The sequence below is a fragment of the Streptomyces sp. NBC_01276 genome (assembly GCF_041435355.1).
GTDB lineage: Bacteria > Actinomycetota > Actinomycetes > Streptomycetales > Streptomycetaceae > Streptomyces.
The window spans coordinates 2058834-2071543 of sequence record NZ_CP108442.1 but is presented as its reverse complement, the minus strand read 5'-3'; the positions used below and the strand labels follow the sequence as shown (position 1 = coordinate 2071543).

Annotated in this window: 12 protein-coding genes; 9 read left to right on the top strand and 3 right to left on the bottom strand. The window is 73.8% G+C overall.

What is annotated here, in order from left to right; genetic code table 11:
- Positions 1–23 precede the first annotated feature (23 nt).
- The gene (locus tag OG295_RS08625) at positions 24–1025 is read left to right on the top strand and encodes an ROK family protein (protein WP_371676360.1); all 1002 of its coding nucleotides are present in this window, start codon (positions 24–26) and stop codon (positions 1023–1025) included.
- Here OG295_RS08625 and OG295_RS08620 read toward each other — a convergent pair.
- On the bottom strand, positions 1015–2010 hold the full coding sequence (locus OG295_RS08620; protein ID WP_371676359.1) for a TAXI family TRAP transporter solute-binding subunit: 996 nt from the start codon (positions 2008–2010) through the stop codon (positions 1015–1017). The genes OG295_RS08625 and OG295_RS08620 overlap by 11 nt on opposite strands.
- A 604-nt stretch (positions 2011–2614) precedes the next feature.
- Here OG295_RS08620 and OG295_RS08615 point away from each other — a divergent pair.
- The 3 genes from OG295_RS08615 (at position 2615) to OG295_RS08605 (ending at position 5183) form a co-directional block, all read left to right on the top strand.
- The gene (locus OG295_RS08615; protein ID WP_371676358.1) at positions 2615–2794 is read left to right on the top strand and encodes a hypothetical protein; all 180 of its coding nucleotides are present in this window, start codon (positions 2615–2617) and stop codon (positions 2792–2794) included.
- Positions 2791–4308: a tRNA (N6-isopentenyl adenosine(37)-C2)-methylthiotransferase MiaB gene (gene miaB, locus OG295_RS08610; protein WP_266842793.1), complete on the top strand. Its 1518-nt coding sequence runs from the start codon at positions 2791–2793 to the stop codon at positions 4306–4308. The genes OG295_RS08615 and miaB overlap by 4 nt, the downstream gene beginning before the upstream one ends.
- Before the next feature lie 167 nt (positions 4309–4475).
- Positions 4476–5183: a class III extradiol dioxygenase subunit B-like domain-containing protein gene (locus OG295_RS08605; RefSeq protein ID WP_371676357.1), complete on the top strand. Its 708-nt coding sequence runs from the start codon at positions 4476–4478 to the stop codon at positions 5181–5183.
- Positions 5184–5271: 88 nt separating this feature from the next.
- Here the strand turns inward: OG295_RS08605 and OG295_RS08600 are convergent, their stop codons facing one another.
- Positions 5272–5517, bottom strand: coding sequence for an antitoxin (locus tag OG295_RS08600; RefSeq protein ID WP_371676356.1), 246 nt, complete (start codon positions 5515–5517; stop codon positions 5272–5274).
- A gap of 22 nt (positions 5518–5539) precedes the next feature.
- Positions 5540–5698 carry a gliding motility protein gene (locus OG295_RS08595; RefSeq protein WP_371676355.1) on the bottom strand — a complete coding sequence of 53 codons (159 nt, stop codon included), beginning with the start codon at positions 5696–5698 and terminating at the stop codon, positions 5540–5542.
- A 233-nt stretch (positions 5699–5931) separates the two neighbouring features.
- Between OG295_RS08595 and miaA the strand changes: the two genes are divergently transcribed.
- From miaA to OG295_RS08570, 5 genes are all read left to right on the top strand, one after another.
- On the top strand, positions 5932–6870 hold the full coding sequence (miaA, locus tag OG295_RS08590; protein WP_266842798.1) for a tRNA (adenosine(37)-N6)-dimethylallyltransferase MiaA: 939 nt from the start codon (positions 5932–5934) through the stop codon (positions 6868–6870).
- 169 nt (positions 6871–7039) lie between these two features.
- Positions 7040–7555 (top strand): hypothetical protein, encoded by a 516-nt coding sequence (locus OG295_RS08585; RefSeq protein WP_371676354.1) that lies wholly within the window; start codon positions 7040–7042, stop codon positions 7553–7555.
- A gap of 260 nt (positions 7556–7815) precedes the next feature.
- Positions 7816–8691, top strand: a complete 876-nt coding sequence (dapF, locus tag OG295_RS08580) for a diaminopimelate epimerase (protein WP_371676353.1) — start codon at positions 7816–7818, stop codon at positions 8689–8691.
- Positions 8692–8831: 140 nt separating this feature from the next.
- The gene (locus OG295_RS08575; protein ID WP_371676352.1) at positions 8832–10922 is read left to right on the top strand and encodes a bifunctional (p)ppGpp synthetase/guanosine-3',5'-bis(diphosphate) 3'-pyrophosphohydrolase; all 2091 of its coding nucleotides are present in this window, start codon (positions 8832–8834) and stop codon (positions 10920–10922) included.
- A gap of 175 nt (positions 10923–11097) precedes the next feature.
- Positions 11098–12654: a M1 family metallopeptidase gene (locus OG295_RS08570; protein WP_371676351.1), complete on the top strand. Its 1557-nt coding sequence runs from the start codon at positions 11098–11100 to the stop codon at positions 12652–12654.
- Positions 12655–12710 lie beyond the last annotated feature (56 nt).

The window sequence follows — 12710 nt, the reverse complement described above, 5'->3', positions numbered from 1 at the left end:
GACCCTTCTCAGGAGCGCCCACCGTGACCAGCCCCACCTCAGCCCTCCCCGCGCCCCGCACCGTCGCCGCGGCCACCGGACCGACCGTGGCGATCGACATCGGCGGCACGAAGATCGCGGGGGCCCTGGTCCACCCCGACGGCACCATGACCGCCGTCACCCGCCGCCCGACCCCGCGCGCCGGCGACGCCGAAGCGGTCATGGCGGCCGTCGGCGAGGTCGTCGCGGACCTGTCCGGAGCCCCGATGTGGGAGCAGGCCGTACGGTGCGGCATCGGCAGCGCGGGCCCGGTGGACACGTCCCGGGGCACGGTGAGCCCGGTCAACATCGGTGCCTGGCGCGGTTTCCCCGTCCAGGAGCGGGTCGCCGCCGAACTGCGGGCGCGCGGCGCCCGGATCCCGGTCGTCCTGGCGGGCGACGGCGTGGCGATGACGGCCGCGGAACACTGGCTCGGCGCGGCCCGGGGACACGCCAACGCCCTGTGCATGGTGGTCTCCACCGGTGTCGGCGGCGGCCTGATCCTGAACCACCAGCTCCACGCCGGCCCCACCGGCAACGCAGGTCACATCGGCCACATCAGCGTCGCCTTCGACGGGGAGCCCTGCGTCTGCGGAGGCCGCGGCTGCGTCGAATCCCTGGCCTCGGGCACCGCCATCGCCCGCTGGGCCCGGGAGCAGGGCTGGAGCGGCCCCGACCCGACGGCGGCCGGCGTGGCCGCCTCCGCCGAAGCCGGCGACCCGGTGGCCCTGGCCGCCTTCGACCGGGCCGGCCGCGCCCTGGCCGCCGCCATCGCCGCCACCGCGACCCTGGTCGAGACCGACATCGCCGTCATCGGAGGCGGGGTCGCCGCAAGCGGGGACACCCTCTTCGAACCGGTCCGGCGCCACCTGGCCTCGTACGCGACCCTGTCCTTCGTCCGGGACCTGCGGGTCGTCCCGGCCGCACTGGGCACCCACGCCGGGCTGATCGGGGCGGCCGCCGCCGCGATGATGCTGCAGCCCGGCGGCGGTTCCGCTACGGCTTGACCGAGCGGTAGTACCGCCGGGCCCCCTCGTGCAGGTCCAGCGGGTCCGTGTAGATCGCCGTCCGCAGGTCCACCAGCTGCGCCGCGTGCACCTCGTGCCCGATCCGGTCGCGGCTGAGGATCACCGTGCGGGTGAACTGCTCCGTCAGCGCCTCGCTGGTGTCCTCACGGGTCACCAGCAGGTTCGGCACGGCCAGGGTGGCCACCGACGAGGTGTTGCGGGCCCGCGCGTACGCGTCCTGCGGCATCACGGCGGGGCGGTAGTACCGGGCGGGGCTCCCGCTGGCCTGGAGCCTCTCCACCAGGTCGCCCAGCTGCACGAGCCGGATGTCGAAACGCTCCGACAGCTCGCGCACCGCGTTCGTCGGCAGTCCGCCCGACCAGAAGAAGGCGTCGATCCGGCCCGCTTCCAGCTCCGCCGGCATGGTGTCGATGCCGATCGAGACCGGCGTGATGTCCTTCGCCGGGTCCAGCTTCGCCGCCGTCAGCAGCCGCTCCGATATCAGCCGGACCCCCGAACCGTCCTGGCCCACCGCGACCCGCTTGCCGCGCAGGTCGCGGGCCGACTGCACGGGGGAGCCCGCGGGCACCACCAGCTGCACGTAGTCGTCGTAGAGCCGGGCGACCCCGCGCAGCCGCGACGCTCCCGGTTTGCCGTCCAGCCGGTACTTGGACACCGCGTCCGCCGTCGCCACCGTGAAGTCGGCCGTCCCGTCGGCCACGCGCTGAAGGTTCTGCTGCGATCCCTCACTGGTCTCCAGCCGGACCCTGACCCCGGGCAGGTCGCTGGCGAGCGCCTGCTCCAGCAGCTGGCCGTAGCGGTGGTAGACGCCCGTACGGACGCCCGTGCTGAAGGTCAGGTCCCCCTTCAGCTCCGGCTGCCCGAAGGGGTTCAGCCACCAGAGCAGCGCCGCGAGCACACCGACCACGGCGACCAGGCCCTGGAGGGCGCGGCGCCGGGAGATACGGGGAGGTACGCGGAACATGCGGGCGATCCTGCCACCCGCCCGGCGTCCTGTCACGGGCCGCCCGCCCCGCCCCCTCCCGAGCCCCCACCCGCCGCGGCCGGCCCGCCTTGCCGTCCCCCCCTCGACGCTCCGCGACCCCGGACCCGCGCCCGGCACCGCTTGCGCCCGGCAGGGGCCGTCCTCCGTGCCACAGCCGCCGAACGCCGCGAGCTGGCCGACGTACTGGACACCCTCACCCCCGCCCAGTGGGTCGCCCCGTCCCTGTGCGCGGGCTGGAGCGTCCGCGAGGTCGCCGCCCACATGTCGCTCGGCTTCCGCACCTCGCTGCCCGGCTTCGCCGCCGAACTCCTCAAGGCGCGCGGCAGCCTCCACCGGATGACCGGCCGCACCGCCCGCCGCGACGCGGCCGCCTTCACGACGGGCGAGCTCGCCGCCCTGCTCCCGCGACCACGCCCACCACCCCTGGAAGCCCCCGGCCGGCGGTCCCACCGGGGGCCTCGCCCACGACGTCGTCCACGGCCTCGACATCACCGTCGCCCCCGGCCACCCGCGCCGTGTCCCCGAGGACCGGCTGCGCCTCCTGCTGGACGCCGTCACCCCGCGCGGCCTGCGCTTCTTCGGAGTGGACCTGACCGGCATCCGGCTGTGTGCCGATGACATCGACTGGTCCCACGGCAGCGGCGACCCCGTCCACGGCCGGGCCCAGGACCTGCTGCTCGTGCTCTTCGGCCGCCGCCTCCCGGCGGGCACGCTGAACGGGGGGCCGGAGGGCTCCCGGGTACCGCCTACCCTTGTTGCATGACCAGCAGCAGCGACCGGAGCCCGGCAGTGGACCCCAAGGGAACTTACGAGGTGCGCACCTACGGGTGCCAGATGAACGTGCACGACTCCGAGCGACTCTCCGGTCTGCTGGAGGACGCGGGTTACGTCCGCGCGCCCGAGGGCTGCGACGGCGACGCCGACGTCGTCGTCTTCAACACCTGCGCCGTCCGCGAGAACGCCGACAACAAGCTCTACGGCAACCTCGGCCGCCTCGCCCCGATGAAGACGAAGCGCCCCGGCATGCAGATCGCCGTCGGCGGCTGCCTCGCCCAGAAGGACCGCGACACGATCACCAAGCGCGCCCCCTGGGTCGACGTGGTCTTCGGTACGCACAACATCGGCAAGCTGCCCGTCCTGCTGGAGCGCGCCCGCGTCCAGGAGGAAGCCCAGGTCGAGATCGCCGAGTCGCTGGAGGCCTTCCCCTCCACGCTCCCGACCCGCCGCGAGTCCGCGTACGCCGCCTGGGTCTCGATCTCCGTCGGCTGCAACAACACCTGCACCTTCTGCATCGTCCCGGCGCTGCGCGGCAAGGAGGAGGACCGCCGTCCCGGCGACATCCTCGCGGAGGTCGAGGCGCTGGTCGCCGAGGGCGTCTCCGAGATCACCCTGCTCGGCCAGAACGTCAACGCCTACGGTTCCGACCTCGGCGACCGGGAGGCCTTCAGCAAGCTGCTGCGCGCCTGCGGACAGATCGAGGGCCTGGAGCGGGTCCGCTTCACCTCCCCGCACCCGCGCGACTTCACCGACGACGTGATCGCCGCCATGGCCGAGACCCCGAACGTGATGCCGCAGCTCCACATGCCGATGCAGTCCGGCTCCGACCCGATCCTCAAGGCGATGCGCCGGTCCTACCGGCAGGAGCGCTTCCTCGGGATCATCGAGAAGGTCCGCGCCGCGATCCCGCACGCCGCGATCTCCACCGACATCATCGTGGGCTTCCCCGGCGAGACGGAGGAGGACTTCCAGCAGACCATGCACGCCGTGCGCGAGGCCCGCTTCGCGAACGCCTTCACCTTCCAGTACTCCAAGCGCCCCGGCACCCCGGCCGCCGACATGGAGGGCCAGATCCCCAAGGAGGTCGTCCAGGACCGCTACATGCGCCTGGTCGCCCTCCAGGAGGAGATCTCCTGGGAGGAGAACAAGAAGCAGGTCGGCCGCACCCTGGAGGTCATGGTCGCCGAGGGCGAGGGCCGCAAGGACGGCGCCACCGCCCGCCTCTCCGGCCGCGCCCCCGACAACCGCCTGGTGCACTTCACCAAGCCGGACGAGGACGTGCGCCCCGGCGACGTGGTGACCGTCGAGATCACCTACGCCGCCCCGCACCACCTCCTCGCCGAGGGGCCGACCCGCGAGGTGCGGCGCACCCGCGCCGGCGACGCCTGGGAGAAGCGCAACGCCGCCCCGGCGCAGCCCGCCGGAGTCATGCTCGGCATCCCCACCCTCGGCGTCCCGGCGCCGCTGCCGGTCGCCACGTCGGGCTGCGCGATCGACTGAGCCCCACCCGAGGCCGTCCGGGCCGGTCCCTCGACCGGCCGGTCCCTCGTCCGGCCGGGCTCCCTCCGGTCGGGCTCCCACAGGCCCGCGTCCGGCCCGGTCCCGGCCCGGTCCCGGCCCGGGGCCGGTCTGGCCCGATCGGCGGGGGAACCCCTAGGCTGCGGATCATGCTCGTAGCCGCCGCCGTCTGCCCCGCACCGCCGCTCCTCGTGCCGGAGGTCGCCGCGGGCGCCGCCGCCGAACTGCGCGACGCCCGTACCGCCTGCTCCGACGCGCTCGCCGTGCTCGCCGCCTCCCGGCCCGACCTGCTGGTCGTGGTCGGGACCGCCGACGCCGACCACACCGGGCCCTACCCCCAGGGCTCCCGCGGCGGCTTCCACGGCTTCGGGGTCGACGCCGACGTCCGCCTCGGCGCGGGTGAGGAGGGGCCGCGGTCGCTGCCCGTCTCCCTGGCCGTCGGCGCGTGGCTGCTGGGCCGCGCCGGCTGGGGCGCCGCCCCCGTCGAGGGCCTCGGCGTGGCCGCCCCCGCCGCACCGGAGGAGTGCCTGCGCACCGGCCGGGAACTCGCCGCGCGCGACGCGCGCGTCGCGCTGCTCGTCATGGGCGACGGCAGCGCCTGCCGGACCCTGAAGGCCCCCGGATACCTCGACGAACGCGCCGCCGCCTTCGACGCCGCCGCCGGCCGGGCCCTCGGCGCCGCTGACATCGCGGCCCTGGCCGCCCTCGACCCCACCCTCGCCGCCGAACTGCAGGCCGCCGGACGCGCCCCCTGGCAGGTCCTCGCGGGCGCGGCCGAGGACGCCGGTCTCGACGGCCGGCTGCTGTACGAGGACGCCCCCTACGGCGTCGGCTACTTCGTGGCCACCTGGTCCTGAGTCGGGGCCCCGGCACGGTCGACCCGGCACGACGAAGGGGCGCGGGACCGGTGCTCTCCCGGTCCCGCGCCCCTTTCCGTACCGTGCGTCAGGAAGCGGCCGGCGGCGTCGGCCCGCCGGGGGTGTCCTTGTGCGCGATCTTGCCCAGGGCGTCCTTCGCCTTGTCCGTGCCGGTCGTGATCCGGTCGCTGTACTTGCCGTGGGTCTTGGAGTCCACCGCCTTGGCGACCTTGTCCAGCCCCTCGCCGATCTTCCCCTCGTGCTGCTGAGCGAGATCGCCGACCTTGTCCTTGGCCGGAGCGAGCTTGGCCTTCAGATTGTCCAGCAGGCCCATGGGTCACCTTCCAGTGGCGTGGCTACTTGCGGGCGCCCTCGCCGGCCTCGCTGTCCGCGGCCGCATCCGCCGACTGCTGCTTCGGAATCTCCACGGCTTCCGCCGCCGGAGCCTCCGTCGCGGCGGGTTCGGTCTTGGCCTCCTCGACTTCCTCGGCCGCGGGTTCCGCCGGTTCCGTCACGGCCTCGGCCGCTGCGGAATCGGCCGAAGCCCCGTCCTTGCGTCGACGAAACCGACTGAAAACGCCCATGTCTACTCCCATAACGCTACTCGTGCGGGTGAAGTTCCGCGTGGTCCGGCCCGGCCTCCGCCGGGCGTGCGCCCGGCCCGAACCTCTTCAGGGCAACGACCCCCGCCGCGCCCCGTCACGTAACCCGATCGGGTACATGCCGTTCGGTTTGCGAGACTGTCCCGGTGAGGAATGCAGCCCCCGCCCCGCGGGTCATCGCCGTCGTCGGTCCCACCGCGGCCGGAAAGTCCGATCTGGGCGTCGCCCTGGCCCGACACTTCGACGGCGAGGTCGTCAACGCCGACTCCATGCAGCTGTACCGCGGGATGGACATCGGCACCGCCAAGCTGACGGTCGAGGAACGCGGAGGGGTCCCGCACCACCTCCTCGACATCTGGGACGTCACCGAGACCGCCAGCGTCGCCGAGTACCAGCGCCTCGCCCGCGCCGAGATCGACAAGCTGCTCGCCGAGGGCCGCACCCCGGTCCTCGTCGGCGGGTCCGGCCTCTACGTCCGCGGCGCGCTCGACGCCATGGAGTTCCCCGGCACCGACCCCGGGGTACGGGCCCGCCTGGAGGAGGAGGCCACCCTGCGCGGCCCCGGCGCCCTGCACGCGCGCCTCGCCGCCGTCGACCCGGCGGCGGCCGCCGCGATCCTGCCGGGCAACACCCGCAGGATCGTCCGGGCCCTGGAGGTGATCGAGATCACGGGCAAGCCCTTCACCGCCAACCTGCCCGGCCACGAGTCCGTCTACGACACCGTCCAGATCGGCGTCGACGTGGCCCGGCCGGAGCTCGACGAACGGATCGCGCTGCGCGTGGACCGGATGTGGGAGGCCGGACTGGTCGACGAGGTCCGCGCCCTGGAGGCCCGCGGCCTGCGCGACGGGATCACCGCCTCCCGCGCCCTCGGCTACCAGCAGGTCCTGGCAGCCCTCGCGGGGGAGTGCACCGAGGAGGAGGCCAGGACCGAGACCGTCCGGGCCACCAAGCGCTTCGCGCGCCGCCAGGACTCGTGGTTCCGCCGCGATCCCCGCGTCCACTGGCTCAGCGGGGCCGCCGCGGACCGCGGGGAACTCGCCGGACTCGCGCAGTCGTTGGTCGAACGAGCGGTTACAGCCTGATCACGTGATGGCATCGGGAAGCCCCGTGCGCCCGTCCGGGGCCCGGGACCGTGCCATCATCAAACTTCTGAACAGCGGCGTACGAAGTCCGAAGTGGGGAGGGCGCGTGGCTATGGAGGCCGGCCCTCGTGACACCGGGCGGGACGACACCAGACAGGAAGCGGACCCGATGCTTCACGGAGCCCCCGGCGGCCCCGCGGGGCCGGGCGGAACCGGCGGGTCCGTCGGCTCCGAAGCCCTGGAGTCCGTGGACGCTCCCGACGGCCTGGGTCTGCCCGCGGATCCCGCGCGGCTGACCCCGGACGGCCCCGACGCGCCCGAGCCGGGCAGCGAGGACGCCTCCGGCCCCGCAGTCGAGGTCGAGCTGCGCCCGCAGCGCCGGCTGCGGATCTGGCAGATCGCCCCCATCGTGATCCTGGCCGCCGCCGGCTCCCTGATGTTCGCCTTCCCCCTCGCCTTCGAGTTCGGGGACGGCGGCGCCGTCGTCGCCATGCTGGGCTTCCTCATCAGCTCCTGCGCGGGCGGCTGGGGGATGATGGCCGCGCGCCGCGTCGGCTACACCTGGCCGGGGCTCCCGCCGCGCGGCAGCGGCCGCCGCCCCGACTGGCGGATGGCCGGGCTGTACGCGCTGGTCGCGCTGGCCGTCGTAGCGCTCGCGGTCTACCGGGTGGCGCGGCTCCGCTAGGGGGTGTCTGACGGATATCCGCGGCGTCGCGACGCCCGGCACGCACTCTCGCCGCACCGACCGAAAGCCCAAGTACGTCCAGTACGCGGGCTTCCGGTCGGCACGCCGAGAGCACGCACCGGACGCCGCTCCTTCCCCACGGACATCCGTCAGACACCCCCTAGGCCCTGGGCCCGCCGCGCGGGGCGGACGTCCCCGCGCCGCTGACACCTCGCTGACCTGCTCCGGCCGGGCCCGGGGACGCTCGGTACGATGGGCGGGTGACGCACACCACCCTCTCCTTCCTCAAGGGCCACGGGACCGAGAACGACTTCGTGATCGTCCCGGACCCGGACAACGCCATCGAGCTGCCCGCGAGCGCCGTCGCCGCCCTGTGCGACCGGCGCGCCGGCATCGGGGCCGACGGTGTGCTCCACGTGGTGCGCTCCGCCGCCCACCCCGACGCGGCACACCTGGCCGACCGTGCCGAGTGGTTCATGGACTACCGCAACAGCGACGGCTCCGTCGCCGAGATGTGCGGCAACGGCGTGCGCGTCTTCGCCCGCTACCTCCACCACGCCGGCCACGTCGAGCCCGGCGACCTCGCCGTGGCCACCCGGGGCGGCGTCAAGCAGGTGCACCTCGCCAAGACCGGCGACGTCACCGTCTCCATGGGCCGCGCCGAACTCCCCGAGGGGGAGGTCACCGTCTCCGTCGGCGAGCACACCTGGCCCGCGCGGAACGTGAACATGGGGAACCCGCACGCGGTGGCGTTCGTTGAAAGCCTCGACCAGGCCGGAAACCTGTACAGCCCGCCGCCGTTCAGCCCCGCCTCCGCCTACCCCACCGGGGTCAACGTCGAGTTCGTCGTCGACCGCGGCCCCCGGCACGTCGCCATGCGCGTCCACGAGCGCGGCTCCGGCGAGACCCGGTCCTGCGGCACCGGCGCCTGCGCCGTCGCCGTGGCCGCCATCCGCCGTGACGGCGTCGACCCCGCCGTCACCGGCGAACCGGTCACGTACACCGTCGATCTGCCCGGTGGCACGCTCGCCATCACCGAGCACCCCGACGGGCGGATCGACATGACCGGACCGGCCGTCATCGTGGCCTCGGGGGAGTTCGAGGCGGCCTGGCTCAGCGAAACGGCTTTCGCCTGAAGATTCCCTCTCATGGGTGATCCGTTTCACGCTGAGCGAGAGGTGGACTGCGCCACGTGGTGGGGCCGGTAACATCAGGCACCGGCCCTGAGGGCTCACCCCATGCCCGCCACCGCCGGTCGAAGCCGTCGGAGGTGCCCATGAGTGCAGAGGCCACGAACCCCGAAGCACATGCCGAAGTGCGTCCTGAGCTGCGCAGACGTGGCCGGACCCGGCTGGATCTGCGCCGCCTGGGACGAGCCGCCCTGCTCGGGCCCGCGTCCCGGGACCGGCTTCCGGACGCCATCGGACACGTAGCAGAAGCGCACCGTGCCCACCATCCGGACGCCGATCTGTCCATTCTGCGGAGGGCCTACCTCCTCGCGGAGACCTCCCACCGCGGCCAGATGCGCAAAAGCGGTGAGCCGTACATCACACATCCGCTCGCCGTCACGCTCATCCTCGCCGAACTCGGCGCCGAGACCACCACCCTGACGGCCTCTCTCCTCCACGACACCGTCGAGGACACGGACGTGACCCTCGATCAGGTCCGCGCCGAGTTCGGCGACGAGGTCTGCTTCATCGTCGACGGGGTCACCAAGGTCGAGAAGATCGACTACGGCGCCGCCGCCGAACCGGAGACCTTCCGCAAGATGCTCGTCGCCACCGGCAACGACGTCCGCGTGATGTCCATCAAACTCGCCGACCGGCTGCACAACATGCGCACCCTCGGCGTGATGCGCCCCGAGAAGCAGGCCCGCATCGCCAAGGTCACCCGCGACGTCCTGATCCCCCTCGCCGAACGGCTCGGCGTCCAGGCCCTGAAGACCGAGCTGGAGGACCTCGTCTTCGCCATCCTCCACCCCGAGGAGTACGCGCACACCCGCGCGCTCATCGCCGCCCACGCCGGTGACGTCGACCCGCTCCCCGCCATCGCCGACTCCGTGCGCGCCGTCCTGCGCGACGCCGGGATCGCCGCCGAGGTACAGGTACGGCCGCGGCACTTCGTCTCCGTCCACCGCATCTCCCGCACCCGGGGCGAACTGCGCGGCTCCGACTTGGGCCGCATCCTCGTCCTCGTCGCCGAGAACGCCGACTGCTACGGGGTCCTCGGCGAGCTGCACACCTGCTTCACCCCGGTCGTCTCCGAGTTCAAGGACTTCATCGCCGCCCCGAAGTTCAACCTCTACCAGTCCCTGCACACCGCGGTCGCCGTCCCCGAGGGGTACGTCGCCGAGGTCATCGTCCGCACCCGCCAGATGCACCGGGTCGCGGAGGCGGGCGTCGTCGCCCTCGGCAACCCGTACACCACCGGCACCCGGGCGGAAGCGGCGGTCAGCGACGAGGAGCGCGTCGACCCCACCCGTCCCGGCTGGCTCTCGCGGCTCCTCGACTGGCAGCAGTCCGCGCCCGACCCGGACACCTTCTGGAGCGTGCTGCGCGCGGAGCTGGCCCAGGACCGTGAGATCACCGTGTTCCGCGAGGACGGGGACGCCACCGCCGCGATCAGCCTGCCCGCCGGGGCCAGCTGTATCGACGCCGCCTACGCCCAGTACGGCGAGGCGGCCCACGGCTGTATCGGCGCCCGGGTCAACGGGCGCCTCACCTCCCTGTCCTCCCCGCTCTCCGACGGGGACACCGTGCAGCTGCTGCTCGCCCACGACGCCTCCTCCGGGCCGGCCGCCGACTGGCTGGAGCACGCCCGGACCCCCGCCGCCCGGATCGCCATCGGCAGCTGGCTCGCGGCCCATCCCGACGGCGCCGGACCCGACGCCGCGGCCCCCCGGGCGCCGCTGTCCGTGACCGGGCTGCGGGGCGGAGGGGGCAACGCCGTCGTCGACCTCCCCGACGCCCACGTACGGCTCGCCGGCTGCTGCACTCCGGTGCCGCCCGACGCGGTCGCCGGGTTCGTCGTCCGGGGCGGGGCCGTCACCGTGCACCGGATCCACTGTCCGGCGGTGGACCAGATGCGTTCCGTGGGCCGCACCTCGGTCGCCGTGCACTGGCGGGCCACCGCGGACTGCCGCGTCACCCTGCTCGCTGAATCGTTCGGCCGCCCGCACCTGCTGGCCGATCTGACCGAGGCCATCGCCCGTCAGGGGGTCGAGGTGATCTCGGCCACCGTGGAGCCGCCGGTCGAGCAGCGGGTCCACCACTCCTACACGCTGCAACTGCCCGACGCGACGGGCCTGCCCGCCCTGATGCGCGCCATGCGGGACGTGCCGGGCGTCTACGACGTCAGCCGGGCCTGAGACTTCCGGGGGAAGGGCGGGGCCCGGGTCCTCGGATCCGGAGCGGCGCGGTACGGCGTGAGGGGGCGTACGCCGGGGGAGTGAGCGGGGCGGCCAACGGCGGGCGCCACACGTTCGGGTGCCCCCGTCGCGCGTCGCTCGCGGGCGCGCTCCGGGCGCTGGTAAGCGGTGGTGGATGCAGCTCACCTCCCCGCGCCTGCGCGCCGCCCTCCTCGCGGCGGCCTCCCTGACCCTCGTCGCCGCCGTGCTGCCCCCGCCGAAGCCCCTGGGCATCGGCGACCGGCTGTTCCCGGAGCTCGGCAACCCGGGGTACGACGTCCTCTCGTACGACCTCTCCCTCACGTACAAGGACAACCTGACCCCCCTCGACGCGGTCACCGTCATCGAGGCCCGCACCCTGGAGCCGCTGGAGCGGATCAACCTGGACTTCACCAACGGGACGGTGGCTTCCGCCGAGGTCAACGGGGAACCGGCGGGCGTCGAGAGCGTCGGGGAGGACCTCGTGCTGACCCCCGCGCACGCCGTGGCCGCGGGGACGCCGCTGCACCTCGTCGTCCGGCACACCAGCGACCCGCGAGGCCGCGCCGACGGCGGCTGGGTGCCCACCGAAGACGGCCTGGCCATGGCCAACCAGGCAGACGCCGGCCACCGCGTCTTCCCCTGCAACGACCATCCCGCGGACAAGGCGTACTTCACCTTCCGGATCACCGCCCCCGCCGGGACGACGGTCGTCGCCAACGGGGTCCCGAGCAGCCTCCCCTCCGCCCGCGCGGGGGGCGCGGCGGTGTGGACGTACAAGACCCTGCACCCGATGGCCACCGAGCTGGCCCAGGTCTCGGTCGGCCGGTCCGCCGTGGTCCACCGCACGGGGCCGCACGGACTCCCGCTGCGCGACGTCGTGCCCGCCGCCGACCGGGAGCGGCTGGAGCCCTGGCTGGGGAAGACCCCGGGGCAGATCGAGTGGATGGAACAGCGGGTCGGCCGCTACCCCTTCGAGAACTACGGCGTGCTGATCGCGCGGGCCAAGACCGGCTTCGAGCTGGAGACGCAGACCCTCTCCCTCTTCGAACACGGCCTCTTCGCGGGAGAGGGCTACCCCGAGTGGTACGTGGAGTCCGTCATGGTCCACGAGCTCGCCCACCAGTGGTTCGGCGACAGCGTGACCCCGCGGACCTGGTCCGACCTGTGGCTCAACGAGGGACACGCGACCTGGTACGAGGCCCTCTACGCGGACGGCCTCGGCAAGTACTCCCTGGACCGGCGCATGCGCGAGGCCTACCAGCGCTCCGACCAGTGGCGCGCCGCGGGCGGCCCCCCCGCGGCCCCCAAGGCGGCGGCCCCGGGGGAGAAGATCGGGCTGTTCCGGCCGGTGGTCTACGACGGGGCCGCGCTGATCCTCTACGCACTGCGGCAGGAGATCGGAACCGAGGCCTTCGACCGGGTCGAACGGAACTGGGTGGCGGAGCACAAGGACGGGACAGCCGGCACGGACGACTTCGTACGCCTGGCCTCCCGCGAGGCGGGACGCGACCTGGAGCCCTTCCTGGAGCCGTGGCTCTACGGGCAGACCACGCCGCCGATGCCGGGACACCCGGAGTGGAGCAGCCCCGCGACCCCGAAGGCGAGCCCGAAGCCGACCCCGAAGGCAGCTCCCGCACCGCGTGCCGAGACGGCTCCCGGGACGGCCCCGAAGGCGGCCCCGGCGGATCCGGCCGCCGGAAAAACGGTATGACGGGCCAGGAACGGGCATGTCACCATCGACGAGGCCGACCGGGGAATCACCGGACG

Excerpts from the sequence above, each read along its gene's own strand:
- OG295_RS08620 (WP_371676359.1), bottom strand. The coding sequence starts at position 2,010 with ATGTTCCGCGTACCTCCCCGTATCTCCCGGCGCCGCGCCCTCCAGGGC.
- miaB (WP_266842793.1), top strand. The coding sequence starts at position 2,791 with ATGACCAGCAGCAGCGACCGGAGCCCGGCAGTGGACCCCAAGGGAACT.
- OG295_RS08605 (WP_371676357.1), top strand. The coding sequence starts at position 4,476 with ATGCTCGTAGCCGCCGCCGTCTGCCCCGCACCGCCGCTCCTCGTGCCG.
- OG295_RS08600 (WP_371676356.1), bottom strand. The coding sequence starts at position 5,517 with ATGGGCCTGCTGGACAATCTGAAGGCCAAGCTCGCTCCGGCCAAGGAC.
- OG295_RS08585 (WP_371676354.1), top strand. The coding sequence starts at position 7,040 with ATGCTTCACGGAGCCCCCGGCGGCCCCGCGGGGCCGGGCGGAACCGGC.
- OG295_RS08575 (WP_371676352.1), top strand. The coding sequence starts at position 8,832 with ATGAGTGCAGAGGCCACGAACCCCGAAGCACATGCCGAAGTGCGTCCT.
- OG295_RS08570 (WP_371676351.1), top strand. The coding sequence starts at position 11,098 with ATGCAGCTCACCTCCCCGCGCCTGCGCGCCGCCCTCCTCGCGGCGGCC.